Below are 26,874 nucleotides of genomic sequence, written 5' to 3'. Positions count from 1 at the left end.
ACGTAATAAAAAGCATAGTCGCAGTTGGGCCACTATGCTTTTTAAGGTTGCTGCTATAAGTTGCTTTTAATAAATAAGCGAAATCGTTATGCTTAATCTACGCAATTTATTGAGCCACGTCAATAGACTTTGCTTGCTGATGTAAATCTTGCAATTTATAAACATCAAACGGTAACTCAATGTCATAAGATTTACAGACCGCATCGGCTGCGCCCAAAGTCGTCACGTAGAACACTTTACCTTGTAAGGCACTGCGGCGAATAGAGAACGAATCCTCTTGCGCTTGCTTGCCCTCAGTCGTATTAATAATCAAATCGATCTTACCGTTTTTGACGGCATCAACGATATGAGGACGACCTTCGGTGACTTTATTTATTTGTGTACACTTAATATTGTGAGCATCCAAAACCTTTTTGGTACCCGTTGTTGAGACAATAGTAAAGCCAAAGTCGGCTAACTGACGGGCAATAGGTACGACTTGCTCTTTATCGCTGTCACGTACTGAGATGAATACCGTTTTAATTTCGCCATCAGTAGGCAAGCCTGGCAGACGCTCATTACTACCGATAACCGCTTTGTAGAATGCCTCGCCAAAGGTCTTGCCAACACCCATAACTTCACCTGTAGATTTCATTTCAGGGCTTAGGATAGGATCGACGCCAGGGAATTTGGCGAATGGGAATACCGCTTCTTTTACTGCAAAAAATGACGGCACGATCTCTTTAGTAAAGCCTTGATCTTTTAAAGAAGTACCCGCCATACAGCGCGCGGCAATTTTCGCGAGTGACGTACCAATACATTTAGAGACAAAAGGTACGGTACGAGCTGCGCGTGGATTGACCTCCAAGATGTAGATGGTTTCACCTTTTACCGCAAACTGTACGTTCATCAGACCAATGACACCAAGCTCTTTTGCCATCGCCACTGTTTGCGCGCGCATCACATCACACAATTCTTCTGATAACGAATAGGGTGGTAATGAGCAAGCCGAGTCACCAGAGTGCACGCCTGCCTGTTCGATATGCTGCATGATACCGCCGATCACCACGTCTGTACCGTCACAAACACAGTCCACATCGACCTCAATCGCGTCATCTAAGAAGCGATCTAATAGTACTGGTGCCTCGTTAGACGCTTGTACCGCAGTACGCAAGTAATGTCTTAATTCTTCCTCGTTGTAGACGATCTCCATAGCGCGACCACCCAACACATAGGATGGGCGTACCACTAATGGATAGCCGACGTCTTTGGCTTTAAATAAGCCGTCTTCTAAGCTAGTCGCCAAGGCATTAGTTGGTTGGATTAGATTTAATTGCTGAATCATATGCTGAAAGCGTTCGCGGTCTTCAGCACGGTCGATAGCGTCAGGACTCGTACCAATGATTTTGACCCCAGCAGCTTCTAGAGCGCGGGCGAGCTTCAATGGTGTTTGCCCACCGAACTGTACAATTACGCCATCTGGGTTTTCAATACGGACGATTTCTAACACGTCTTCAAGGGTGATTGGCTCAAAGTAGAGACGGTCTGAGGTATCATAATCGGTTGAGACGGTTTCAGGGTTACAGTTGACCATGATAGTCTCGTAGCCGTCTTCGCGCATGGCAAGCGCAGCATGAACGCAGCAATAATCAAACTCGATACCTTGACCGATACGGTTTGGACCGCCGCCGATGACCATGATTTTCTTTTTGTCAGTCGGGTTGGCCTCGCACTCGCTGTCATAGGTCGAGTACATATAAGCGGTGCTAGTCGCAAACTCAGCCGCGCAAGTATCGACACGCTTATAAACAGGATAGACATTTAAGTCCCAACGCTTTTTACGCAGCTGCTTTTGTGAGACGCCAAGCAATTTAGCCAAACGCAAATCGGATAAGCCTTTGCGCTTAAAGCTACGTAAATTAGTCTCATTAAGACCACCAAACCCTAGCGATTTGACCGTTGCTTCCACTTGAATAATATCTTCGATCTGTACTAAGAACCAGCGATCGATGTTGGTTAATTTAAATACTTCATCGACGCTCATACCGATACGGAAGGCATCAGCAATATAGAAGATACGCTCAGGGGTCGGAATAGTTAAGCGATTGGTAATCTCAGAGCGGGCTTTATCTTCGCTGAGTTTGCCATCTTTGATAGCGGCAAAATCGATCTGCTCATCAAAACCGTCTGCGCCAGTCTCAAGACCACGTAGCGCTTTTTGCATGGATTCTTGGAAGTTACGACCGATCGCCATGACTTCACCAACCGACTTCATTTGCGTCGATAAAATGTTGTCTGCTTGTGGAAACTTTTCAAAGTTAAAGCGTGGAATCTTAGTAACCACATAATCCAGAGTCGGCTCAAAGCTCGCTGGAGTTTTACCGCCGGTGATTTCATTTTGTAATTCATCTAAGGTATAACCAACCGCTAACTTAGCGGCGATACGAGCGATAGGAAAGCCCGTTGCTTTTGACGCTAGCGCTGAGGAGCGTGATACGCGCGGGTTCATCTCAATCACCACCATGCGTCCGTTATCAGGATTAATACCGAACTGTACGTTTGAGCCGCCTGTTTCAACGCCAATCTCACGTAATACCGCAATCGACGCATTACGCATGATTTGATATTCTTTATCGGTTAAGGTTTGCGCTGGCGCGACGGTGATAGAGTCGCCTGTATGTACGCCCATGGGATCAAAGTTCTCAATAGTACAGATGATGATACAGTTGTCGTTTTTATCACGGACCACTTCGGTTTCGTACTCTTTCCAACCGATTAGTGATTCATCAATTAATAGTTGATGGGTCGGTGATAAGTCAAAACCACGCTCGCAAATCTCGATAAATTCTTCGCGGTTATAAGCGATACCGCCGCCTGAGCCGCCCATAGTAAAGGAGGGACGAATGATACACGGAAAGCCCATTTTCTCTTGAGTAGAAAACGCCTCTTCCATGGTTTCAGCAATCTCAGCGCGTGGACATTCAAGGCCGATACGCTTCATGGCCTTATCGAATAAGTCGCGGTCTTCTGCCATCTCGATAGAGTCTTTGGTCGCACCAATCAGCTCACAACCGTACTTAGCTAGCACGCCATGTTTATCTAACTCTAAGGCACAGTTCAGCGCGGTCTGACCGCCCATGGTTGGCAAGATAGCATCAGGGCGCTCTTTATCGATGATTTGCTCGACGGTCTGCCAAGTAATCGGCTCAATATAAGTCGCATCAGCCATGTCGGGATCGGTCATGATAGTAGCGGGATTGGAGTTGACTAAGATGACGCGGTAGCCTTCTTCACGAAGCGCTTTACACGCTTGTGCGCCTGAATAGTCAAACTCACAGGCTTGGCCGATAACGATAGGGCCAGCGCCAATGATAAGAATGCTTTTTATGTCGGTACGTTTTGGCATAAAGTATGTAAGTCCTATTTCGGTATGTAAAAGTGGCAAATTTTATTGTAATAATCTACGGCATTAGCTGAGGTGAATGTAGTTGAGGCAACAGGGGCTTTGGCGGAGCAAATTTATACACACAGTACATACTATTAGCGTATAAAAATGTCGGCATTGGTCCCTTATCTTCTGAATCCATAATCACCATATCTTTTATAAAATCATACTGTGGTGAGGTATAAAAATCCTGATAGTGTGCATAATTATCATTTTGCTTCAAATTAGCGAAGAAATCAGTACTTAGGGTTATATCATTACCTTTTTGCGTTTCTAAAGCCAGCTCATCAATAAATGGATAATTGAGCATGGTTATCGTATCTCGAACTTCTGCTAACGGCGTTATATTTACATAGTTAAAAGCTGCGCGGCGAATATATTCTTTATATCTATTCAATTGATTCATGTCTACGACACACTCAACTGCTGCTTTATCGCTGTCAGTTGAAGATTCATTAGGATCTGCGGTTAAGACTTGATACATCATCAAAACCTGCATATTCGCTTTGTCAAGCATGTGCTGATAATAGGCAGCTGGATACAGATTGTAAAGTCGACTATATATATTTAGGGCCAACTGATTTTGCTCAGTCGTTAATTTGGGAAGTACAGCACCAAATTGCTTATAGAACTCAGCCTCTAGCTCAGAATCAAGCTTGCTGTCAGTATTTGCAAGCATCTGAGTTTTTTGTAATGGCGTCGAGGTGATAGTTTCTGGTGAGATAGCGGTATGCTGACTTGCCGTACATCCACTAACAAGTGCACTCAAAAGTATCAGGGTTATTTTAAGTTTTAACATTACACAAATCCTCTGCTCTTGACTTAAAAGTCTGTCAAAACTGCGAAATATAATCTTTAAAATGGTTAAAAGTTAGTGACTACTATTAGATTCTTATCATCAAAGCTTAACCATTAACGTTAGAGCCATATAAATGTCAAAAATATCTTTTATGTCGGTACGTTTTGGCATTTGTAAGACCTTTTTTTTTCAAATTTACATGTTTTGGATTTGATACAAAGTTATATAGAAAGTTCAGTCATAGTTAAATTAACGTCATCAGGCATAACATCCCAATAATCGGTATCAAGTTTCTTTATGCTAATTGTTTGTTCAATCTGTACACCCAATCCGTACTTATAAATATATTCAGCTAGTTTTTGACCATCTATTAGTGCGATTCTTGCATTCGATAGATTTTGGGCGTAAGTGATGGCATCAGCAGAAAATCTTGAAGTAGTAATGAAAACACCTTTATTAGCATTATCACCTAATAAGGCACCAGCAAAACTTTGAATATCAGGACGACCAATAGTATTGCTTTTTTGATAGCGTTTTGCCTGAATATGTATTCGTCCTAAGCCCAATACGTCTTCATAGATTTCACCATCAATTCCGCCATCTTTTGTATACTGCGTTACTCGCCCTGCCTTTTCAACAGCGCCGCCATAACCCATATTTTGCAATAACTCAACAACCAAACGCTCGAAAGCTATAGGTGTTTTTGTTAGGATGGTATCTAATATTTCATCATAGGTTTCTTGGCGAATGGTTTCGTAAGATGCATAAAGCTGTTCTTGCGGTGTATTACTATTCTGATTGATATTATTCTTTTGAATATCTTTGTCTAAATCAGTTTCGTTCAACTTTTCCGCTTGTCTTTCTGCCATTTTTTGCTTAACAAAAACGTTAACCTCTTCATCTGTTTTATCTAAAAAAGATTTACCTAAAGAACTAAGAATATAATAACCTCTTTTAGGTCTGTCTAGTATTCCTGTAAGGGCAAAATAACTCAATGCCCAAGAAATTCTATCAGCAAAAATAAGACCATTACCTGACTCGTATTCTTTTGAGGCTTCTTCAGTAGTAAGATTAAAATGCTTTATCAAAGGTTGAGTAAATTCTGATTTTTTCCATACTTCACCATTGCTTGAAAGCATTAATATAGGTTTTCTTAAGTCATCAAAATGTGGAATGCTCATCTTTATCGCTTAGCCTTTTCCATCATCTCAGCAAAGCGATCAAATAACCCATCAGCATCATGTGGGCCAGGGCTGGCTTCTGGGTGACCTTGGAAGCTAAAGACAGGCTTATTGGTCAACTCCATGCCTTGGTTAGTGCCATCAAATAATGAGCGATGGGTTGATTTTACATTATCAGGAAAAGTATCTTCATCGACCGCAAAGCCATGGTTTTGACTGGTAATCATTACCACACCAGATTCTAAATCTTGTACAGGATGATTGGCACCATGATGACCCGTTTTCATCTTAATAGTATTAGCGCCGCTGGCTAGACCGATGAGCTGATGGCCTAAGCAGATACCAAAGGTTGGAATATTAGTCTCTTCAATGATATGACGCACGCTATCGATAGCGTAACTACAGGCCGCAGGATCTCCTGGACCGTTTGACAAAAAGATACCGTCTGGATTCATCGCGATGACATCTGCAATAGGCGTTTGTGCGGGCACAACCGTTACTTTACAGCCACGGTCAACCAGCATACGTAAGATATTAGTCTTTGTACCAAAGTCATAAGCGACAACGTTGTATTTGTGCTCGATGTGCTCCCCAAGCTGCTTAAAAAAGCCACCCGTACCGCTATCATGGCTACCAGGTGCATCACGATTTAGGAGCGTATCAGACAACTCCCAAGTGCCTGCTGTCCACTCAAACCCATCAGGATGACAGCACTCTTTGGCGAGATCCATACCCTCTAGACCTGCAAAGCCTTGTGCTAACTTGATCGCTTGTTGTACGTCTGTATCGCTGATAGTTTCGCCATCTGATGCCGTCATAATACAGCCGTGCTGAGCACCTTTATCACGTAATATACGGGTGAGCTGGCGAGTATCGATCTCAGCGATAGCGACAGTATCATTATTTTGTAAGTAGTCAGTTAGTGACTCGGAATTACGGAAGTTGGAGGTGACCATAGTGGCATCACGAATGATAAGACCTTCTGCCCAAACTTTATGAGCATTACCTGATTCACTATCCTCAGTATTGGTGCCTGTATTACCGATATGTGGGTAGGTTAGGGTGACTAGTTGACGGGCATAACTAGGATCGGTTAGGATCTCTTGATAGCCTGTCATCGCTGTATTGAATACTACTTCACCGACACGATGACCGTTACTGCCAATACTTATACCGCGAAAAATAGTACCGTCTGCTAGTGCCAAAATGGCTTGGGTTTGGGTCGATGAGTTCAATGGTATTCTCCGCTATTGTTGATGAGTTTGCTGTCTTTTGTTGCAAAGGTGTTTTATTTATTGATGCAAATATGTGGTTTTTCAATGTCTGTATTTACTGTAAATGCTTATTACAATGCTTACTACTAAGACGAATTTTTTCCGCAAAAAAGCGAGAAGACAAATAGATGAAAAGATACTTAGTTCACGTTAAGGTGAAGAGTAACTCACATCATGTCCACTCGCTTAGGGTCAGATTTTGTGCATTGTACTAGAATTTTGGCTTAAGAGCCAGTATTTAAAAAGGTGAGGGAGTGCTAGCATTCGCTTTTATTTTTTTACGGTGCTTTTAAGACAATCAGTGAAATTCATAATGCATAGATACCCCATAATAGTCTGGCGCTAGATCGGTCGCGATATGCAACTGCTCATTATAGCTCTTGGTTAGGTACATACTGCTGGCAATCCCTAAAGCGGCACCAGCTAACACATCAGTAGCATCGTGCTCATCTACCTCTAAGCGAGTATAAGCAACAAACCCTGCACCGACATAAGCAGGAATGCTATATTCCAAACCATAACGTTTGTGGATAAAACTAGCCCCTTGAAAGGCTACTGAAACATGGCGTGAGGGAAATGAATCGTCATCACTGCCATTGGGTCGCTCTTTATCAATAGTCGACTTGAGCACTTGGGTTGCCGCAAGATTAGTAGCGAATGATTTATAAAATTGCTGACGACCTACTTTATCATTCCTATAATAGGTGCTACCGTAGGCAAGCGCTGGGATGGCAACTGCGATGATATCACCTGCCAGCTCAAGATCAGAATTATCGGCAGCACAAATAGGACTGGCGAGGATTAAGCTTGAAGATAGCAACAGTAGCGAGGCGTGATTTTTATAGCGCATAGCCTTATTCCTAAAGATGTTTTTGCTTTAATTCTATTGTAAAGGGCATAATGCTATTATCAATTTCTTATCTGCTCATAAGTCATATTAAATGAGCTAGAACTGGTGTTACGGCAATGGTACCATTTGCGGCAATTGTACTATAAAGTACGGCTAATATCTGATTATCTACTACTAATAACTATTGATAATCAGTACTTGATAGCAACGAATAATAGTAACGACTGTTAGGCAAGTGTTTTTAACTAATAATGTAAGTTTAACCAATTACCTTAACAACAATAAGGCTAGACTATGATTTATCAATATTTGGATAAAGCCCCTGAATTTGCCAGCCCGTTCAATGGATGGGTGGCGGATACGGCACGAGTCATTGGCGATGTGTATTTAGGTCATCAAGCGAGCGTTTGGTTTGGTGCGGTGATACGCGGCGACAACGAGCGTATCCATATCGGTGATTATAGTAATGTACAAGAGAATAGCGTGATTCATACTGATGCAGGTATTGAGGTTAAGATTGGCGATTATGTGACCATTGGCCATTTAGCGATGTTGCATGGCTGTGAAGTCGGTGATAATAGCTTAATCGGTATCGGCGCTGTGATATTGAATAACGCCAAAATCGGTAAAAACTGCATCATTGGTGCCAAAGCCTTAGTGACTGAAGGCAAAGAGATTCCCGATAACTCTCTCGTTATGGGTGCTCCTGCAAAAGTGGTCAAAACCCTAACGGATGAGCAAGCGGCACTATTAAAGCTATCAGCATTGCATTACGCGGATCGCTGTCAGAAGTTTAAAACGGGTCTTATTGAGGTTGAGCAGCCTGATTAGGGCGTACACTCTTCAACGCTTATTTTTTAACTGATAACCTTATTATTTTGAGCATTGTTTATGAAAATTTTAGCTTTATTCGACTTAGACCATACTTTACTTGACGTTGACAGTGACTACTTATGGGGCGAGTATATCGTCAATCATGGTCTTGTTGACGAGGCCGAGTACCGCACAGCCAATCAAAAGTTTTATGAAGAGTATATCGCAGGCACGCTTGATGCGACGGAGTACAATGAGTTTGTCGCCCAGTTTTTGACTAGCTTGCCAATGCCGCGTTTGCATGAGTTACGTGAAGATTATATCAAAACTGAAATTGAGCCGCATATCCGCCCAAAGGCGATGGAAGTATTGTGTCAGCACATTGAGCTGGGTCACGAGGTAGTTATCATCTCCGCTACTAATGACTTTGTAGTATCTGCGATTGCCAAGCGCTTTGGCATTGAAGATGGCAATGTACTATCGACACCGCTTGAGATAAAAGAGGATCGTTATACGGGCAAATTAGCTGATAAGCCAAACTTTAAAGAAGGTAAGATTTATCACTTGGACAAGTGGATTGGCAAGCAGCAACTGGCTGACATTCATTATGATAAAACCTACGCTTATTCTGATTCCAAAAACGACATTCCTCTGCTTGAGTGGGCGGATGTGGCTATCTGCGTGTCTCCTGATGAAGCGTTACATGCGCATGCGTTAGCTCATCGCTGGGCGGTTGAGGATTGGTCGATTTAGTTTTATTATTATCAAGGTTCATGGAAATTCTATCTAAAGAATTTCCCTTGCAAAGCTAAAATTGCAGTGCAATTTTTTAATGCTTTTCAGGGTTATCACTCACGCTACAATAGCTAAGATAATAGTAAGAATTACCCAAACATTTTGGGCAAATCTCATTTAAAATAGCGCATCGTATTTTTAACACACACAGGAACACTTATGGAAATCAATCCGTATCAAGAACAAATTAAAGACTTATCTGAGCGTGGGCAGGATCTTCGGAGGTATCTTTGACTTCGATGGTAAGCAAGAGCGCTTAGAGGAAGTCAATTTAGAAATGGAAAGTCCTGAGCTATGGAACGATCCAGAACGTGCGACGAAAATCAGTAAAGAAAAAAGTCATCTTGACGGTGTTATCGATGTGGTGGTCTCGCTTGAAACTACGCTAGAAGATGCTGCAGCGATGCTGGAGCTGGCCGTTGAAGAGAATGATGAGTCACTGTTAAAAGAGGTACAAGCAGAATTAGATAATGCTGAAAAACGCGTCGCTGATCTAGAATTTCGTCGGATGTTTAGCGGTGAGATGGATCCCAATAACTGCTACTTAGATATTCAATCGGGTAGTGGTGGTACCGAAGCACAAGACTGGGCTGAAATGCTCTTGCGTATGTACACGCGTTGGGCGGAAGCGCACGGCTTTAAGGTTGAGGTGATTGAGACCTCATCAGGTAGCGTGGCGGGTATCAAGTCGGCGACTATCGAGATCAAAGGTGATTATGCCTTTGGTTGGTTGCGCACGGAGATCGGCGTGCATCGGTTAGTACGTAAGTCACCCTTTGATAGTAACAACGGTCGCCATACCTCATTTGCCGCTGTATTTGTGTCGCCTGAGATTGACGATGATATCGAGATCGATATCAATCCAGCCGATTTACGTATTGATACCTATCGTTCATCGGGCGCAGGTGGTCAGCACGTTAACACCACAGATTCTGCAGTGCGGATCACTCATGAGCCAAGTGGCGTCGTTGTCACCTGTCAAAATGAGCGTAGCCAACACGGTAACAAAGCAACCGCGATGAAAATGCTACGCGCCAAACTCTATGAGCTGGAAATGCAAAAACGTATGGAGAGCCAGCAAGCCGTTGAGGATGGCAAGTCTGATGTCGGTTGGGGCAGTCAAATCCGCTCTTATGTCCTTGATGACTCGCGTATCAAAGATCTGCGGACTGGCGTTGAAACTTTTAATACAGGCGCGGTGCTCGATGGTGATTTGGATCAATTTATCGAAGCCAGCCTAAAAGCAGGCTTGTAATGTTTAAAGCAGTTTTTAGATAAAATACAACCAAAACTTAAGGAAATTTTATGCCAAGCGTTAATCAATATTTCGATAATAAAGTGACTTCTATTGCCTTTCAAACAGCGACCCTTCCTGCCACTGTCGGCGTCATGGAGGTTGGTGAGTACGAGTTTGGCACCAGCGAATTTGAAACTATGAGTGTGGTTAGCGGTGCATTAACCGTGAAGCTGCCAGAGAGTGATGAGTGGCAAACCTTTAATGCAGGTCAACAGTTTACCGTTGAAGCTAATAAAAAATTTAACGTAAAAGTCGAAGTAGAAAGTGCTTATTTATGTGTTTATGGTCAATAGCAATTAAGATTTAATCGCTCTGATTTGAAAGTTTTTATAAACGCCAAGTGTTCAGCATTTGGCGTTTTTTTAGTTTTATTACGCCCAGCTTTTACACAGCCTTACATATTATCTGCGCCAAGCAAACAGTAAACTTGTCTTTATTTAATTATGCTAAAACAATATTAATATAGTTAAAGTATCATTAATTACAAGGCGCATTCTCTTATGGCAAAATCTGCTAAGCAAACCACTATTGAAGACTTGCGTCACGATTATGAGTCTCTAGCTCGCCGCGCCAAACTGCGTTACGTCAGTGATGATGAGCCTGGCTTTGAGCGTCGCCGTCATGGGCGTGGCTTCACCTATCGGGATGCGACTGGCAATACAGTTAAGGATAAAAAATTGCGTAAACGCTTTGATGCTTTGGTGATTCCACCGCTATGGTCAGAGGTGTGGATATGTCAGGACGAAAAAGGCCATCTGCAATCAACAGGACGCGATGATAAAGCACGTAAGCAATACTTGTATCATGAGCTATGGGATACGGTACGTGACCAAGCTAAATTCGATGCGATGCTAGGTTTTGCTGAAGCTTTGCCTAATCTGCGTGCGCAAGTTGAAGTGGATTTAGAAGCTGAGTCGTTGTCACGCGCTAATGTACTTGCCGCAGTGGTTAAATTGTTAGAAACGACTTTAATTCGTATCGGCAATAGTCGCTATGCAAAGCTCAATAAAAGCTATGGTCTTAGCACCTTACGTAGTAAGCATGTGAGCGAAACAGATAATGGCTTGGCGTTTGATTTTGTGGGCAAAAGCGCGAAGACTCATCATATCGAATTGCAAGATGAGCGTTTAATTGACATTGTGCAAGCGTGTTCTGAGCTACCAGGCTATCAGATATTCAAATATCTTGATGAGGACGGTGACAAGCAAGTCGTTGATAGCAGTGATATTAATACTTATTTGCGCGAGCATCTCTGTGCTGATAGTAGCAGTAGTGACAGCGATGACAGTATCGATAAACGTTATAGTGCTAAAGACTTTCGGACATGGATGGCTAGTGTCTTAGCAGCCAGCTACCTTTATGATGAGTTGCAAACCTCTGATAACGAGGAGATACTAGCCAGCGAGCCTGATAGCAAGTCTAGGCAAAAACTGGTTACTGAGATGGTCAAAGAGGTGGCTGATGAATTAGGCAATACTCCAAGTGTTTGTCGCTCCTCTTATATCAATCCTATCATCATTGAGCAATTCTTGGCAGGACAGTTTTATGAGCCTTACAAGCAAGCTCGCCGTGGTCGCACCAAAAAGCATCAAAGTGTTGAGGAAAAAGCCTTGCTTGGGTTCTTGCATACTTTAGAGCAAAATCGTTTAGACTGATTGCCACTATTAAAAGATAATGGAGAGAAAATCATGCAAGTTCGGGATAATAGCTTTTTAGTAACAGGCGGTGCATCAGGTCTAGGTGAAGCAGTGGTACGCGGAATCAACGCGCAAGGCGGCAAAGTCGTTATAGCTGATCTAAATATAGAAGCAGGACAGGCATTAGTTAATGAGCTAGGTGACAAAGCGCGCTTTATTCGCTGCGATGTGACTAGTGGCATTGATGTACAAGCTGCTGTAAATTTGGCTGAAAAAGAGTTCGGTAGTCTGAATGGCTCTATCAACTGCGCTGGTATTGCAGTAGTACAGAAGCTACTAGATCGTGATAATAATCCCTCTAGTCTTGAGGATTTTAGCCGTGGCGTAACCATCAATCTTGTTGGGTCTTTTAATGTCGCGCGATTGGTAGCAGCTAGTATCGCTAAACGTGTCGCAGCTAATATGAGTCAAAGCGAAACTGAACAAAACGCTGATCAAGGCATCGTTATCAATACCGCCTCTATCGCCGCCTATGATGGACAAGTCGGGCAGGCCAGTTATGCCTCATCCAAAGCAGGGGTTGTGGGTCTAACCCTACCATTAGCGCGCGAGCTGGCACGTCATGGCATTCGAGTGATGACTATCGCGCCCGGTATATTTGCCACACCGATGATGAATAGCATTCCCGAAAAGGCACGCGAGCAACTAGAGTCTGCCGTTCCGTATCCTAAGCGTTTAGGCGATCCTAATGAGTTTGCCAAACTAGTGCTACATATCATCGATAATGCCTATCTCAATGGGGAAGTCATTCGCTTAGATGGCGCGATTCGCATGGTGTAATCGATAGTGCTTAATTTATTCATAACTTTTGCACAAAACTTGCCCTAGATTTTTGTTATCTTATAACTTATGAGTTTTTTAAAATATTAATTATAATAAGTCACTACTATGTTATTTTCTCGTTTAAAAGCTTACAACATCAAGACTTCGCTATGGGCTACCGTCACGCTAATGTTTTTGGGGCTCATTAGCGCGAGCGCGATAACGTATGCTAAGAGTAGTACGAAAAATACAGCACAGCGAACCATCCTTACAGATGTCACTATTGATAAAGTCTTCGTCGATAAGTCTGAGCGCGTGTTGAAGTTATTAAGCGATGATAAAGTGATTAAGACGTATCATATAGCGCTTGGCGACAGTCCAGCAGGTCACAAACGACAGCAAGGTGACGAGCGTACGCCAACAGGCAGTTATAAGCTCGATTATAAAAACGAAAAATCTAGCTACTATCGCTCTATCCATGTCAGCTATCCCAACGCAAGCGACAAGGCGCAAGCCCGTAAACGCGGCGTTAGCCCAGGTGGCGACATTATGATTCATGGTCAAAAAAATGGCTTTGGACATTTAGCTGCACTAACGCAAAAGCGTGACTGGACCGATGGCTGTATTGCGGTGACTGATGATGAGATGGATGAGATTATGTCTGTGTACAAGGCAGGGATGCTGATTGAGATTGTAGAATAGATATAATTTATGCTTTTTATTTAACTATTATCTTTAGCGTTTGTTCTTTATCGAGCAAGCGCTTTTTTTTAGATTTATAGTGCCGTATTTATCTTGAAATACTCTTTAAGTACGCTTATATACAAGCTGAGAATAATATCATTACTTCTAATAAGGTTTTATTGTTTAACTTGCTTGAAATGTAAGTGAAGCTACCTTATATAGAGGACAGACAACGGTAAGCTGTTTCATTAAATAGTGATAAAAATACGCTGCCGTAGGTATACATTGATACTAATTATAAAAGGATAATCACATGAGATTTGAGAAATTTACCCAGAAATTACAATCTGCTATTCAAGAAGCCCAAAGCCTAGCTTTAGGCCGTGATAATACGGGTATTGACCCTGTGCATTTATTGGCAGTGCTATTACAAGATGAAGCTAATCTGTCCATTTGTCAGCAGGCAGGTGCGTCTATTCCAGCACTCAAGAACGGTGTGGCAAAAGCGTTGAATAATCAAGCAACGATTAGCGATCCGACAGGTGACGTCAATCTAAATCCAAATTCAGTCAAAATATTGAACTTAGCTGATCGTCAAGCGCAAAAAGAGGGTGATGATTTTATTGCGACTGAATGGGTATTGTTGGCGCTCGCTGAGCAAGGCGAGACCAAAAAAATATTTGAAAGCGCAGGCGTGACAGCGACGAAGCTAAAAGAGGTCATTGAGCAACTGCGAGGCGATGATACGGTCAATAATCAAAACGCTGAAGATCAGCGCGATGCACTGAATAAATATACGATTAACCTGACTGAGCAAGCAGAGCTTGGCAAGCTTGATCCTGTTATCGGTCGTGATGAAGAGATTCGTCGTACTATTCAAGTGCTCTCGCGCCGTACCAAAAACAACCCTGTGTTGATCGGTGAGCCAGGTGTTGGTAAGACTGCTATTGTCGAAGGACTGGCGCAAAAAATCATCAATGGTGAAGTGCCAGAGGGTATGCGTCACAAAGAAGTACTATCGCTAGATTTGGGTTCGCTGATCGCTGGTGCTAAGTTTCGCGGTGAGTTTGAAGAGCGTCTAAAAGCCGTTCTCAGTGATCTATCTAAGCAAGAAGGTAATGTCATCTTGTTTATTGATGAGCTGCATACCTTAGTCGGTGCAGGTAAAGCCGATGGCGCGATGGATGCAGGTAATATGCTCAAGCCTGCACTAGCTCGCGGTGAGTTGCATTGCGTTGGTGCAACAACTCTAGACGAATACCGTCAATATATTGAAAAAGACGCTGCTCTTGAGCGCCGCTTCCAAAAGGTTCTCGTTGATGAGCCAACGGTAGAGGACACAATTGCGATTTTGCGTGGACTCAAAGAGCGTTATGAGCTACACCATGCAGTCAGTATTCAAGATAGCGCGATTATTGCTGCGGCGCGGATGAGTCATCGCTATATTACCGATCGCAAATTGCCTGATAAAGCCATCGATCTGATCGATGAAGCGGCCAGTCGCTTGCGTATGGAGATGGATAGTAAGCCTGAGTCACTAGGCAAGTTAGATAGTCGCTTAATTCAGCTAAAAATGGAGCGTGAAGCACTCAAAGGTGAAGAAGATGCTGGCGCTAAGGCCGAAACTAAACTGCTCGATACACAGATAGAAGGAATAGAGCGAGAGCTTGCTGACTTAACAGAGATTTGGCAAGCAGAAAAAGCATTGGTTGAAGGCAGTAAACAGCATAAAGAGGACTTGGACAAAGCCCGTATACAGTTAGAAAAAGTGACTCGTGAAGGTGACGTGGCCGAGATGTCACGACTCAAATATGGGGTGATACCTGAGCTTGAAAAGCAAATTGCTACTCTTGATTCGGCAGAGCAAAAAGAGCAGAACGGTGAGCCTATCGAAATCAAACTGCTACGTAACAAAGTCACCGATAACGAGATTGCCGAAGTGGTCAGCGCTGCAACAGGGATACCTGTTAATAAAATGATGCAGGGCGAGCGTGATAAATTGCTGGCGATGGAAGATAAGCTCCATGAGCGCGTTATTGGTCAAGATGAAGCGGTTGAGTCCGTCGCCAATGCAGTACGTCGTAGCCGGGCAGGGTTATCAGATCCCAATCGTCCGTCAGGCTCATTTTTATTCCTAGGACCTACAGGAGTTGGTAAAACGGAATTGACCAAATCGCTGGCGAATTTCCTATTTGATTCAGAGGATTCACTAGTAAGAATTGATATGAGTGAGTATATGGAGAAGCACAGCGTCAGTCGTTTAGTGGGCGCGCCTCCTGGCTATGTTGGTTATGAAGAAGGCGGGGCACTCACCGAAGCGGTACGTCGTAAGCCTTATAGCGTCGTGTTATTCGATGAAGTCGAAAAAGCGCATCCTGATGTGTTTAATATTTTACTGCAAGTATTGGATGATGGTCGTCTAACCGACTCGCAAGGTCGAGTCGTCGATTTTAAAAACACCGTTATCATCATGACTAGTAATTTAGGCTCACATAAGATTCAAGAGATGGTCGGCGAGAGCTATGAAGACATCAAGTCTGAGGTTATGGAATCAGTGGGCGAGCATTTCCGTCCTGAGTTCGTCAATCGTATCGATGAAATCGTAGTGTTCCATGCGTTAGGGCAAGCGCAAATGGCGGGTATTGCCGATATTCAGATGGAGCGTTTACGTAGCCGCTTGCAAGAGCGTGAGCTCGATATAGCCTTGAGTGATGAGGCGATGAATCAGCTGGTTGCGGTGGGTTATGACCCTGTCTATGGTGCGCGCCCTCTGAAACGTGCCATTCAGCAGGAGATCGAAAACCCACTATCTTTAAAACTGCTGGCAGGTGATTTTGTCGCAGGCGATATCATCAAAGTTGACGTTGGTGACAATGATAAGCTGACTTTTAACAAGCTTAGAATGAGTTAGTTTTCCTTTTACGTACATCCCTTAATAAACAAAATAACCCCTTACTTGCAATAGCAAATAAGGGGTTTTATTTTTTTACCTTCTAAGTATTAACATTGTGCTATAAATAAACTAAATGCAAAATATTTTTATAGATTTAATAAGGATAGATAACATGATAACGCCTAAGCTTATAAGTGTACCTTTAGCCTTACCTTTAGCCTTACCTTTAGCCGTAATGGCACTACTCTTTAGTACAGCCGCTTGCTCCGACTCTTCGACAGACACTACGCTAACAGAAACTCGTAGCGTAAAAACTAGCGATCAAAGTGATAAAAGTAGTCAAGTTGCTGACCAAGTTAATGATAAAAAACCTAGCTTTACCACTCGAGCGATAGCGACCTTCGATGAGCCATGGGCGATGACCGCATTACCCAAACAGGACGATTCACCACCTAAGCTATTAGTTACTCAAAAGACAGGTGAGCTGTTTATTGTCGATACTGAGTCAGGTATAAAAACAGCTGTCAGCGCTGTGCCAAAAGTCGCTTATGGCGGGCAAGGTGGTTTGGGTGATATCATTCTGGCGCCAGACTTTGCCGCGACTAACAGGGTTTATCTAAGCTATGTTGAAGCAGGTGAAGGAAGTGACAGTAATATATTTGGTGCAAAAGTTATCAGCGCGAAACTGATGGGATTGAATAGTAATTCGCCAAGTTTGACGGCCATTGTGCCTATTTGGCAGCAGACGCCAAAGGTTAAAGGTCAAGGGCATTACAGCCACCGTTTGCTGTTTTCGACTGATGGAAAATATTTATATATCAGCTCAGGTGATAGACAAAAACAAGATCCAGCGCAAGATATGAGTGTCAATTTAGGCAAGATAATAAGGTTAAGTCCTGATGGTTCCGTGCCGATGGATAATCCATTTTTTGACAATGATAGTAAAGTCGCCCAGCAATTTTGGACGCTGGGCAATCGTAATGTATTAGGTATGGCATTTGACGATAGTGGTAGATTGTGGGCCAATGAGATGGGCCCACGCGGCGGTGATGAGCTGAACTTAATTGAAAAAGGTAGTAATTATGGCTGGCCTGTGGTGTCAAACGGGCGCAATTACTCAGGTATTGATATACCTGATCATGATACGCAGCCTGATTTTACAGCGCCCAAAATCAGTTGGACACCAGTCATCTCACCCTCTTCTATGAGTATTTATAGGTCTGGAATCTATAATGATTTTCCAGCGTGGCAGAGTAATGCCTTGGTTAGCGGCTTGTCATCACAAGCTTTGATTGTTGTTGACTTGAAGGGTCTTAACGCCTCTGAGCGTTACCGCTATGACATGGGCAAACGTATGCGCAATGTGTTAGTGGTAGAGGGGCAAGTGTGGGCATTAGAAGATGGCAATGGTGGCAAATTACTAAAGTTACTACCAAATTAAGCCTAATTGCCATTCAATAAAATTGCTGACCACTCAGTTACTTAATGCTTGTTTTACTATTGGTGTTAAGCTAAGTTATTGAAAATATTTTAATTATTATATGGTTTTAATTTTTAAGGCTTATTGATAATTAGTAATCAGTTTGTTACAGTAACTTTCCTTAAAAATTGAGAATCAACGATGGATCATGTGAAAGTGGGCAGATTGGGTCCGTTTCCAAAAGTAAGTAAACCTGTTTTTGTTACCTCAGCGCTGCTTATTGTTGGATTTATTATTTTCGGTGTATTTTTTACCGAAATGGCTGGAGCTTTATTTAGTTATTTACAAAGTTTTATTACTAATAAATTTGGTTGGATGTTCATTATTTTGATGAACACCGCGCTAGTTTTTTGTATTTATTTAGCAGCGAGCCGATACGGTGATATTCGTTTAGGCAACCAAACAGAACAACCACAGTACAGCTTGTTCTCATGGATTGGGATGCTGTTCTCCGCGGGTATCGGTATTGGCCTTGTCTATTGGGGAACGGCTGAGCCTTTATATCACTTTATGGCGCCTCCATTAGGTGAGGCTCAAACCGTTGAGGCCGCCAAACTTGCAATGAATATCTCATTTATGCATTGGGGATTACATGCTTGGGCGATCTATACTATAGTGGCGCTATCGCTGGCCTATTTTCATTTTCGCCGTGGACTGCCGCTATCTATTCGCTCAACGCTATATCCAATATTGGGTAAAAAGATATATGGTGGTTGGGGACATACCGTCGACATCTTAGCCGTATTTGGTACGATGTTCGGTGTTGTGACTTCATTAGGTCTTGGGGTGATGCAAATTAACTCAGGCCTTGAGAATTTATTTGGTATTCCAAACTCGTTGACCGTACAATTTATCATTATCGCTTTTGTGACGGCTTTAGCTTGCGGATCGCTGATGCTAGGGCTGGATAAAGGTATTAAGCGCTTAAGTGATATCAATATGGGCTTTACAGGCGTGCTACTCGCCTTTATGGTTATTTTGGGCCCAACCTTATTTATCTTTGATAGCTTTATTGAAAACATCGGTAACTATTTGGTGGCTATGATACCGCTATCGACATGGGGTGAGTCTTATAGCAATACTGACTGGCAGAGTGGTTGGACGATATTTTATTGGGCGTGGTGGGTAAGTTGGGCACCGTTCGTTGGTATATTTATTGCGCGTATTAGTCGCGGTCGTACTATCCGTGAGTTTGTGTTGGGTGTGCTATTGATTCCAATGCTGATTTTGTTCTTTTGGTTTACTACCTTTGGCGGTGTTGCTATTCATATGGAGCTATTAGCGGCTCTTGATCCTGCGCTTGTCAGTCCAGGATTGGTTGAAGCGGTACAAGCGGATACGGGCAGTGCTATTTTTAAATTGGTTGAATATTACCCTCTAACCAAGCCCATAACGCTCTTAATTGTGATTATGATTGTGCTTTGGTTTGTGACGTCATCGGATTCAGCCAGTTTCGTCATTGATATGCTAACCGCAGGTGGTGATACTAACCCACCTAAGATTCAGCGCTTGTTTTGGGCGACGATGGAAGGTTTTATTGCGGCGATATTATTAGCAGCAGGTGGACTTGGCGCATTACAAGCCGCCGCTATTGTAGCGGGACTACCCTTTGCTATAGTTATATTTGTGATGATGTACGCGCTATGGCGTGGTTTAGGTCGAGATCGACTCATACTTTATCGTGCTGAACAGCGCTTTATTACGGCAGAGTCAGTTGATCATAATACCGCTGATGAATTCATTGATGAGGAATATCTTAAGGGTCCGCCTAAGATTGTAAAAGGTGACTAAGTTATAACTAAGATATAAGCGGTTAAGCTCATTTATAAACTCATCTTAACAGTGCCACAATGTTTTTTTAATTATTGATTTAAAGACAAAGCCCCAAGATACCTTGCTATCTTGGGGCTTTTTTACTTGCTAAAACTGCCAAGTTTTGTATCAAGTTTGATAGTTAGGTTATAACTTGTTAAGGTATGCCACTTAAAAATTTGAGACGATACTTTCGAGACAATATTATGGATCATGTAAAAGTTGGCCGCTTGGGCCCTTTTCCACGGGTAAGTAAACCTGTGTTTTTGACTTCTGCAATACTGATTATTGCCTTTATTATTTTTGGTGCATTTTTTAATGAGCAGGCTGAGTTAGTTTTTAATCAAGCCAAAGCCTTTGTATCAGTACGTTTTGGCTGGTTTTTTATTGTCGTGGTCAATCTTGCATTGGTTATGAGTATTTACATGATCTTTAGTCGCTACGGTGACATTAGGCTTGGTCATCAGACAGAAAGGCCTGAATACAATCTCATTTCTTGGATTGGCATGTTATTCTCAGCAGGGATTGGTATTGGTCTGCTGTACTGGGGTACTGCTGAGCCGCTGTATCATTTTATGGCACCGCCATTGGGGACGCCTGAGACGGTGGAAGCCGCCAAACTTGCAATGAATATCTCATTTTTGCATTACGGTTTTCATGTGTGGGCGATCTATGGCATGGTGGCTTTGGCTTTGGCTTATTTTCACTATCGTGTCGGTTTGCCTTTAGCGATTCGCTCAACGTTATATCCGCTAATCGGCAAAAAAATCTACGGCCCTATGGGTCATACGGTCGATACTTTAGCGGTATTTGGAACGATGTTTGGGGTGGTGACGACTTTAGGTTTAGGCGTATTACAGATCAACTCGGGTCTTAATGCTTTATTTGGTATTCCTAATAATATTACGGTACAGATTATCCTGATTGCTTTTATCACTATGCTAGCAGGGCTATCCTTATTCATGGGATTAGATAAAGGCATCAAACGCTTAAGTGATATCAATATCTTATTTACCGTAGTACTGCTTAGCTTTGTGATTATCTTAGGGCCTACGCAGTTTATTTTTAATAGCTTTGTCGAGAATATCGGTAATTATCTGCACCAAGTTATCCCACTTGGCATGTGGACTGAGTCTTACAATGGCGAAGAGAACTGGCAGTCGTCGTGGACGATATTTTACTGGGCATGGTGGATTAGCTGGTCGCCATTTGTAGGCGTATTCGTTGCGCGTATCTCTCGTGGTCGTACTATCCGTGAGTTTATACTAGGGGTGCTATTAATCCCTATTACGATTTTATTCTTGTGGTTTACAGCGTTTGGTGGCGCGGCGGTACATTTAGAGATGTTAGCAGCGGCTGATCCTACTATGGCAAGTCCTGGTCTTATCGAAGCGGTAAAAGCCGATACAGGTAGTGCTATCTTTAAACTAATGGAATCTTATCCATTGACCTCAGCGGTTAACTTGCTTATTGTGATTATGATTGTACTGTGGTTTGTGACTTCATCGGATTCAGCCAGTTTTGTCATCGACATGCTGACCTCAGGAGGTGATACTAATCCGCCAAAGATTCAGCGTCTATTTTGGGCAGGTACAGAAGGGGTTATCGCAGCGGTACTATTAGCGGCTGGTGGACTTGGCGCACTGCAAGCGGCCTCGATTGTTTCAGGTTTCCCGTTTGCGATAGTCATCGTGATTATGATGTACTCGCTACTGCGTGGCCTGAGTCGCGATCATTTGATTCTCTATCGTAATCAGCAGTGGTTTACCACCGAAGAATCAGCCGAGCACAATTCTGCCAATGAGTTCCGTGATGAAGAGTTATTAACAGGACCACCTGATATCGAAAAAGATAATTAATAGTAAGTCGTCTTATGAAACTAAAAAGCCCTAGCTTATAAGTAAGCTGGGGCTTTTTTTATTAAAAACTATCGTATCAGAAGATTTATAAGGGGCTATAGCTGTTAAAAATTACTGAATAACGAAACTAAATGCATTCACCCTTCACATAACCCTCTGCCTCTGGCGTCGCACATGCCGAGCAAGCATTGCTAGCAGTGCGCAAGCTGACTACAGAAGAAACTAGGGACTTGACGCAAACGGGTTCGTATTGTGCTGTACAGGTGGTATTCGCTGGATTAAAAGGGGGACACATATAGAAGGCTCCAGTGCTTGGCATTTGATTGCCAGCAGTAGGGGTAGGAATGGATGTAGTATCAGGCGTGACAATAGTGGCCATTTCGCTACAGCCTGCCAAACCAAATATCAATGACAAACATAATGCCGAGCAAGAACCAACCAAAAACTGCCATGAAGTTGTTAAAATTTTACTAGACATAGTACCTCCTCGTTTATAAATTAGTTAACGCCCGGTTATTTCTAATTTACTATAGCTCTTTTTGTTAGAAATTGTAAGACAGTCATATTAAAGATAGTTGATGGACAATAAATAAATTTGCCAATGCCTTTTGGTATAAAAAAAGCCTATCTTATAGATAGGCTCTTCAATATATGAATAGTGATATTGCTAATTAAGACTGTTTTTCAATATTAATGTATTTTTCAAAATTCTGTGCATAATCCGTTAAGTTATCACTGAGCATCTGACGATATTGCTTGGTATAAAACTCAACGATGTCATCTTTTTCTTGAGCAAAGTCATCGCCTTTTACAAAGCCGATTGAGGCCACAGAAGCGCTATAGCGCGCTGCTGCATAGAGTAGGGAAGCACCGACTTGACCTGAATGCGCATTGTCACCTAATTGACTATTAGCGACACCAATTATCTCATCGGCACGTTGATAAAACGCTTGCATTTCAGGGGTGATCTCAACGCTTGAATCAGCATTATTGTTTTCAATGTCATTTTGAGCCATAAGAGTGTCCTAATAAATATAAGGGATAGCGTTACTTATTTTGATTATACTAAGTTTTTGATCAGACCAAGTTTTTGATCATGTCAGGTTTTTGATCGTATTAAAAGGTTATAAACCAGCATCCGCTTTTAGCATTTCAGCTTTGTCGGTTTTTTCCCAAGTAAAGGCAGTCTCAGAGCCTTCGCGACCAAAATGACCAAAGGTAGAAGTCTGCTGGTACATAGGCTGCAACAAGTTTAGCATACGGGTGATGCCATAGGGGCGCAAATCAAAATGCTTACGAATCAGATGAATGATCTCATCATTATTGATCTTATTGGTACCAAAGGTATTGATAGAGATAGAAGTCGGCTCTGCCACGCCAATCGCGTAACTAATCTGCACTTCACAGCGATCCGCAATACCAGCGGCGACGATATTTTTGGCAACATAGCGCACCGCGTAAGCGGCGCTACGATCGACTTTAGAAGGATCTTTACCACTAAAAGCACCACCGCCATGACGCGCCATACCGCCATAAGTATCGACGATGATCTTGCGACCCGTCAAGCCTGCATCGCCAACAGGGCCACCGATGACGAATTTTCCTGTTGGATTGATATGATAGCGCGTGCCTTTATGCAATAAATCTGCTGGCAGTACCTGCTTAATGATGTTTTCCATTATCGCCTCTTGCAGATCTGTCTGTGAAATGCTCGGATCATGCTGAGTCGATAGTACAACCGCGTCGATAGCGACAGGACGATTGCCATCATACTTGAGCGTTACTTGCGCTTTGGCATCAGGACGTAGCCAAGGTAGCTCACCTGCACGGCGCAATTCGGACTGACGCTGCATCAAGCGATGCGCGTATTCGATAGGCGCTGGCATCAGCACTTGAGTCTCGTTGCTCGCATAGCCAAACATCAGACCTTGATCGCCTGCACCTTGCTCTTCTGGATTCTGACGGTCAACGCCTTGTGCAATCTCAGGCGACTGCTTGCCCAGCATATTGATAATCGCACAAGTTTCGCCATCAAAGCCAAGGTCTGAATGATGATAACCAATGCCATTTACGGTATCACGGACGATACGCTCAAAGTCAATGTTGGCTGTAGTTGTAATTTCACCCGCTAACACTACTGCGCCCGTTTTGACTAAAGTCTCACAAGCGACACGCGCATTGATGTCTTCTCGCAAAATAGCATCAAGTATAGCATCGGAGATTTGATCAGCCATTTTATCAGGATGGCCTTCACTTACAGATTCTGAGGTAAATAAATTGTATTCACGCATAGTAGGATCGCTTAATTGCAGGGACTGTTATTAGATATTCAATAATTTTCAAAGATGATTAGAAAAAGTGAGTCAAAAAAATTACCATATCTTACCGTGATTTTGACTAAAACTCTAGGCTAGGTTTGATAATAGCCGACCAGCGCTAGCAAAGCTGCGATTACTGGAGGGCATAGCCGTTGCTTTGATACTCGTGCTATTTTGATATCTATATCATGGATGAAATAAGAGTCAATCAATCTAGCGTTTCAAAGCTATCAAAAAATAGTCGAAAGTTAATAGCTATAGCTCTAAAAAATCAGCTTTATCTTTAAACATACACTCATCATAGACAGGGCACTTGCCACATTTAGGCGTACGCGCTTGACAGGTATAGCGTCCATGTAAGATCAGATAATGATGGGCATCTATTATCATGTCTTCAGGTATGCGCGCGACCAGTTTTTGCTCAACGATCAATACGTTTTTGCCAGTGGCAAGGCCAGTACGATTACCGACGCGGAAGATGTGAGTATCAACCGCCATAGTAGGCTGTCCAAAGCCAGTATTCAATACGACGTTAGCTGTTTTGCGACCGACACCCGCCAGCGACTCTAGATCCTTACGATTGTCGGGGACGGTACTATCGAATTTGTCTATTAAATCACGGCAAGTCTTAATAACGTTTTTTGCTTTAGCATTATAAAGGCCAATATTTTTGATGTAGGGAATAAGACCTTCAATGCCTAATGCCCATATGGCTTCAGGGGTATTTGCCACAGGATAGAGCTGGTCGGTGGCAATATTGACACTAACATCAGTCGCTTGGGCGGAAAGAATCACCGCAATAAGTAGCTCAAAGTTGCTATCAAAACGCAGCTCTGTGACCGGCTCTTCAATCGTCGCCGCTAGCTTTTCAAAGAATGGCCTAACGTTACGCATAGGCATAAGCCGTGACGGCGGGGTATCTGCGGTTTTATATTTGACGGTTTTACTCATAATTGTTGTTATCTAATTGTTGGTATCTAGGCGAATTAAGAGGGCTTGTTTTCAGTGTTTAAAGCAGAGCCAGTTCTGTCTTTAGAGCGTCAAGCTCTTCTTGTTTGGTAGCATTGGTACGGACACTGATCTGCTTTTCTAGCTTTTTAATTTTACTACGCAATTTTGCTGCTGCAATAGTGTCTTTTGCTTGCTGCTCGCTTATATCGAGACTTTGACTGGCCGCGTTATTCAATTTGGCCTCAACCATGCTGACGACGGGTCTAGCATTGCTACTATCGGCAAGCTGCTCAGTTACCCGATTAAGATGAGTATGATAACGCAAGCGCAGATCGTTTTGTTCTTGCATGCGCTCATCAATAGTCAGCTCACGCTCAATGACGACTAAATCGATACAATCAACAGGGCAAGGGGCTATACATAACTCGCAGCCCGTGCACAGGTCAGTGAAGATGGTATGCATATGCTTGCCCGTACCGACTATCGCGTCAACAGGACAGGCGGGAATGCATTTTGTACAGCCGATACAGTCATCCTCACGGATAATAGCGCGTACCTCTGTAGGGCGCTGTGATGATAAGTCTAGAGGCCATTTTGATGGCTCAGCGCTCAGTGACCCTTTATCATCCGCCTCAATAATTAAGGCAATAGCGTCGGTCACTGGCTGACCACCAGGCACACATTTATTGTAGGGTTCGCCATCTACAACAATAGCTGTTGCATAGGGCAGACAGCCGTCAGGGTGCTCGCATAGACCACATTGAGTCTGTGGCAGACAGGCGTCAATAAGCGCTATTCTTTGTTGTACTGCTAGCGGCATGGTCTCAATCGTTAGCGTATCAAATAGCAGTGGTAGCTTGTCTAAGCGCTTATTATTAGGAAGGAGGGTCGAGTTATTTGGCATCTGATGACTGGCCTATAGGCTGGTATAAAAGTAGTCGCTATGTTTTTTAAAAAACTAATTATCTTCAAAAATAACGAGCATATTTAAGAATCAATAAAGGTTTAAATCACTACGCCTTGCTCTTGGGCAATTTGGGCAATCAAATCGTAAGCGATACTGCCCTTAAAAGGTATCTTCGGTAAAGCTGATAAATCAAAAAACTCTGCATGCGATAGCTCATCTTCTTGCAGTACAATATCACCGCTTTGATAGCTGGCGCGAAAGCCCAGCATTAAGTTTGAGGGAAAAGGCCAAGGCTGACTGCTGACATAGCGGATATCACTTAGAGTAATACCAACTTCCTCAGCAACTTCACGTACCACAGCGTGCTCTAAGCTTTCACCCACCTCGACAAAGCCTGCAATCAAACCGTACTGTAGCGGCAAGCTGGTCTGACCATAACGATGATGATGAGCGAGCAATATCTGGGTCTCGCCTGTCTCTGGATTAGGGCGCGTTATGGCAGTGATGACGCAGGGCTGTACGCGTGGATATTGACGCAATCGACATACCGAGCACACCATCGAGCGCTCGCCTGATTTAGCGCTATTGACAGCAGCACCACAACGACTACAGAACTGGGTATCTTCACGCCAGCGTAGCAGTTGAATGCCTTGACTGAGCGTATCAGCTACCGAGCTTGGCATTAGTGTGATCAGCTGCCGATAGGCAATAAAGGCGGCGGTATCGGCATGACAAGCGGTCAAATCATTGATATGGTCAGCGTCAACGATTGTGGGTAGCGCCAGCTTATGGCTTAGCGCATAGGCATGACTGATAGCAAACAGCGTTGCCGCGTTTGGCTCTTTATTAGCGCCTGTTTCATTAGCGCTTGGTGATGATAATCTATTTGTCTCATGAACCTCTATAGCAGCGAATAAGGGCACGCACCCAAGCTGATAGACTGGAGTATGTTGAGCATCAGAGGTTTGATTTGATGATGGGGTAGAAAGCGAAACTGGTAGCGGACGTATGCCATCTGCGGTTTGATGGCATAATACCGTTTCATCTTTAAATACAAACGCGCAAGTCATAACTTATC

General features: G+C 43.1%; 22 protein-coding genes. 11 read left to right on the top strand and 11 right to left on the bottom strand.

The window, feature by feature from the left end; all coding sequences use genetic code 11:
* Positions 1-106: 106 nt before the first annotated feature.
* From carB to Q9G97_RS08540, 5 genes are all read right to left on the bottom strand, one after another.
* A complete protein-coding gene (gene carB, locus Q9G97_RS08560) occupies positions 107-3,385 on the bottom strand; it encodes a carbamoyl-phosphate synthase large subunit (protein ID WP_305898457.1) in 3,279 nt (1,092 codons plus the stop codon).
* Between the two features lie 55 nt (positions 3,386-3,440).
* The gene (locus Q9G97_RS08555; protein ID WP_305898456.1) at positions 3,441-4,223 is read right to left on the bottom strand and encodes a hypothetical protein; all 783 of its coding nucleotides are present in this window, start codon (positions 4,221-4,223) and stop codon (positions 3,441-3,443) included.
* A 221-nt stretch (positions 4,224-4,444) separates the two neighbouring features.
* Complete coding sequence (locus tag Q9G97_RS08550; RefSeq protein ID WP_305898455.1) at positions 4,445-5,404, bottom strand: restriction endonuclease; 960 nt, start codon at positions 5,402-5,404, stop codon at positions 4,445-4,447.
* A 2-nt stretch (positions 5,405-5,406) separates the two neighbouring features.
* Positions 5,407-6,639, bottom strand: coding sequence for a glutamine-hydrolyzing carbamoyl-phosphate synthase small subunit (carA, locus tag Q9G97_RS08545; protein WP_305898454.1), 1,233 nt, complete (start codon positions 6,637-6,639; stop codon positions 5,407-5,409).
* Positions 6,640-6,976: 337 nt separating this feature from the next.
* Positions 6,977-7,528, bottom strand: a complete 552-nt coding sequence (locus Q9G97_RS08540; RefSeq protein ID WP_305898453.1) for a phosphatase PAP2 family protein — start codon at positions 7,526-7,528, stop codon at positions 6,977-6,979.
* 294 nt (positions 7,529-7,822) lie between these two features.
* Here Q9G97_RS08540 and Q9G97_RS08535 point away from each other — a divergent pair, with 294 nt between their 5' ends.
* The 11 genes from Q9G97_RS08535 (at position 7,823) to Q9G97_RS08485 (ending at position 21,620) form a co-directional block, all read left to right on the top strand.
* Positions 7,823-8,359: a gamma carbonic anhydrase family protein gene (locus tag Q9G97_RS08535; protein WP_201569462.1), complete on the top strand. Its 537-nt coding sequence runs from the start codon at positions 7,823-7,825 to the stop codon at positions 8,357-8,359.
* 60 nt (positions 8,360-8,419) lie between these two features.
* Complete coding sequence (locus Q9G97_RS08530; RefSeq protein WP_305898452.1) at positions 8,420-9,094, top strand: HAD family phosphatase; 675 nt, start codon at positions 8,420-8,422, stop codon at positions 9,092-9,094.
* A 201-nt stretch (positions 9,095-9,295) separates the two neighbouring features.
* Positions 9,296-10,391 (top strand): peptide chain release factor 2 gene (prfB, locus tag Q9G97_RS08525; protein ID WP_201569458.1). Its coding sequence is split into 2 segments (ribosomal slippage): positions 9,296-9,367 and positions 9,369-10,391, totalling 1,095 coding nucleotides; the frame shifts between segments, so codons are not numbered across the junction.
* 50 nt (positions 10,392-10,441) lie between these two features.
* Positions 10,442-10,726 carry a pyrimidine/purine nucleoside phosphorylase gene (locus tag Q9G97_RS08520; RefSeq protein ID WP_305898451.1) on the top strand — a complete coding sequence of 95 codons (285 nt, stop codon included), beginning with the start codon at positions 10,442-10,444 and terminating at the stop codon, positions 10,724-10,726.
* A 207-nt stretch (positions 10,727-10,933) separates the two neighbouring features.
* Positions 10,934-12,088, top strand: coding sequence for a DNA topoisomerase IB (locus Q9G97_RS08515; RefSeq protein WP_305898450.1), 1,155 nt, complete (start codon positions 10,934-10,936; stop codon positions 12,086-12,088).
* 33 nt (positions 12,089-12,121) lie between these two features.
* Complete coding sequence (locus Q9G97_RS08510; protein WP_305898449.1) at positions 12,122-12,910, top strand: SDR family NAD(P)-dependent oxidoreductase; 789 nt, start codon at positions 12,122-12,124, stop codon at positions 12,908-12,910.
* Positions 12,911-13,018: 108 nt separating this feature from the next.
* A complete protein-coding gene (locus Q9G97_RS08505; RefSeq protein ID WP_305898448.1) occupies positions 13,019-13,594 on the top strand; it encodes a murein L,D-transpeptidase family protein in 576 nt (191 codons plus the stop codon).
* Positions 13,595-13,889: 295 nt separating this feature from the next.
* On the top strand, positions 13,890-16,487 hold the full coding sequence (clpB, locus tag Q9G97_RS08500; RefSeq protein ID WP_305898447.1) for an ATP-dependent chaperone ClpB: 2,598 nt from the start codon (positions 13,890-13,892) through the stop codon (positions 16,485-16,487).
* 154 nt (positions 16,488-16,641) lie between these two features.
* Positions 16,642-17,910 (top strand): PQQ-dependent sugar dehydrogenase, encoded by a 1,269-nt coding sequence (locus tag Q9G97_RS08495; protein ID WP_305898446.1) that lies wholly within the window; start codon positions 16,642-16,644, stop codon positions 17,908-17,910.
* Between the two features lie 180 nt (positions 17,911-18,090).
* Positions 18,091-19,740, top strand: coding sequence for a BCCT family transporter (locus Q9G97_RS08490; protein ID WP_305898445.1), 1,650 nt, complete (start codon positions 18,091-18,093; stop codon positions 19,738-19,740).
* Positions 19,741-19,967: 227 nt separating this feature from the next.
* Positions 19,968-21,620 carry a BCCT family transporter gene (locus Q9G97_RS08485; protein WP_305898444.1) on the top strand — a complete coding sequence of 551 codons (1,653 nt, stop codon included), beginning with the start codon at positions 19,968-19,970 and terminating at the stop codon, positions 21,618-21,620.
* A 127-nt stretch (positions 21,621-21,747) separates the two neighbouring features.
* Here the strand turns inward: Q9G97_RS08485 and Q9G97_RS08480 are convergent, their stop codons facing one another.
* From Q9G97_RS08480 to nudC, 6 genes are all read right to left on the bottom strand, one after another.
* On the bottom strand, positions 21,748-22,098 hold the full coding sequence (locus tag Q9G97_RS08480) for a hypothetical protein (protein ID WP_305898443.1): 351 nt from the start codon (positions 22,096-22,098) through the stop codon (positions 21,748-21,750).
* Positions 22,099-22,291: 193 nt separating this feature from the next.
* On the bottom strand, positions 22,292-22,636 hold the full coding sequence (locus Q9G97_RS08475; protein ID WP_305898442.1) for a DUF3144 domain-containing protein: 345 nt from the start codon (positions 22,634-22,636) through the stop codon (positions 22,292-22,294).
* 108 nt (positions 22,637-22,744) lie between these two features.
* Positions 22,745-23,911, bottom strand: a complete 1,167-nt coding sequence (gene metK / locus Q9G97_RS08470; protein ID WP_305898441.1) for a methionine adenosyltransferase — start codon at positions 23,909-23,911, stop codon at positions 22,745-22,747.
* A gap of 282 nt (positions 23,912-24,193) precedes the next feature.
* Positions 24,194-24,889: an endonuclease III gene (gene nth / locus Q9G97_RS08465; RefSeq protein ID WP_305898440.1), complete on the bottom strand. Its 696-nt coding sequence runs from the start codon at positions 24,887-24,889 to the stop codon at positions 24,194-24,196.
* Positions 24,890-24,947: 58 nt separating this feature from the next.
* Positions 24,948-25,793, bottom strand: a complete 846-nt coding sequence (locus Q9G97_RS08460; RefSeq protein ID WP_201569436.1) for an RnfABCDGE type electron transport complex subunit B — start codon at positions 25,791-25,793, stop codon at positions 24,948-24,950.
* A gap of 101 nt (positions 25,794-25,894) precedes the next feature.
* Positions 25,895-26,866, bottom strand: a complete 972-nt coding sequence (gene nudC, locus Q9G97_RS08455; protein WP_305898439.1) for an NAD(+) diphosphatase — start codon at positions 26,864-26,866, stop codon at positions 25,895-25,897.
* Positions 26,867-26,874 lie beyond the last annotated feature (8 nt).

This window comes from Psychrobacter sp. M13 (assembly GCF_030718935.1).
Classification (GTDB): Bacteria; Pseudomonadota; Gammaproteobacteria; order Pseudomonadales; family Moraxellaceae; genus Psychrobacter; species Psychrobacter immobilis_G.
The sequence above is the reverse complement of the archived record's forward strand: the minus strand, read 5'-3'. Positions and strand labels throughout refer to the sequence as shown.

Bases quoted from the DNA above. Each gene is read 5' to 3' on its own strand.
- carB (WP_305898457.1), bottom strand. From the start codon at position 3,385: ATGCCAAAACGTACCGACATAAAAAGCATTCTTATCATTGGCGCTGGC.
- Q9G97_RS08555 (WP_305898456.1), bottom strand. From the start codon at position 4,223: ATGTTAAAACTTAAAATAACCCTGATACTTTTGAGTGCACTTGTTAGT.
- Q9G97_RS08550 (WP_305898455.1), bottom strand. From the start codon at position 5,404: ATGAGCATTCCACATTTTGATGACTTAAGAAAACCTATATTAATGCTT.
- Q9G97_RS08540 (WP_305898453.1), bottom strand. From the start codon at position 7,528: ATGCGCTATAAAAATCACGCCTCGCTACTGTTGCTATCTTCAAGCTTA.
- Q9G97_RS08535 (WP_201569462.1), top strand. From the start codon at position 7,823: ATGATTTATCAATATTTGGATAAAGCCCCTGAATTTGCCAGCCCGTTC.
- Q9G97_RS08530 (WP_305898452.1), top strand. From the start codon at position 8,420: ATGAAAATTTTAGCTTTATTCGACTTAGACCATACTTTACTTGACGTT.
- Q9G97_RS08520 (WP_305898451.1), top strand. From the start codon at position 10,442: ATGCCAAGCGTTAATCAATATTTCGATAATAAAGTGACTTCTATTGCC.
- Q9G97_RS08515 (WP_305898450.1), top strand. From the start codon at position 10,934: ATGGCAAAATCTGCTAAGCAAACCACTATTGAAGACTTGCGTCACGAT.
- Q9G97_RS08510 (WP_305898449.1), top strand. From the start codon at position 12,122: ATGCAAGTTCGGGATAATAGCTTTTTAGTAACAGGCGGTGCATCAGGT.
- Q9G97_RS08505 (WP_305898448.1), top strand. From the start codon at position 13,019: ATGTTATTTTCTCGTTTAAAAGCTTACAACATCAAGACTTCGCTATGG.
- clpB (WP_305898447.1), top strand. From the start codon at position 13,890: ATGAGATTTGAGAAATTTACCCAGAAATTACAATCTGCTATTCAAGAA.
- Q9G97_RS08495 (WP_305898446.1), top strand. From the start codon at position 16,642: ATGATAACGCCTAAGCTTATAAGTGTACCTTTAGCCTTACCTTTAGCC.
- Q9G97_RS08490 (WP_305898445.1), top strand. From the start codon at position 18,091: ATGGATCATGTGAAAGTGGGCAGATTGGGTCCGTTTCCAAAAGTAAGT.
- Q9G97_RS08485 (WP_305898444.1), top strand. From the start codon at position 19,968: ATGGATCATGTAAAAGTTGGCCGCTTGGGCCCTTTTCCACGGGTAAGT.
- Q9G97_RS08480 (WP_305898443.1), bottom strand. From the start codon at position 22,098: ATGTCTAGTAAAATTTTAACAACTTCATGGCAGTTTTTGGTTGGTTCT.
- Q9G97_RS08475 (WP_305898442.1), bottom strand. From the start codon at position 22,636: ATGGCTCAAAATGACATTGAAAACAATAATGCTGATTCAAGCGTTGAG.
- metK (WP_305898441.1), bottom strand. From the start codon at position 23,911: ATGCGTGAATACAATTTATTTACCTCAGAATCTGTAAGTGAAGGCCAT.
- nth (WP_305898440.1), bottom strand. From the start codon at position 24,889: ATGAGTAAAACCGTCAAATATAAAACCGCAGATACCCCGCCGTCACGG.
- Q9G97_RS08460 (WP_201569436.1), bottom strand. From the start codon at position 25,793: ATGCCAAATAACTCGACCCTCCTTCCTAATAATAAGCGCTTAGACAAG.
- nudC (WP_305898439.1), bottom strand. From the start codon at position 26,866: ATGACTTGCGCGTTTGTATTTAAAGATGAAACGGTATTATGCCATCAA.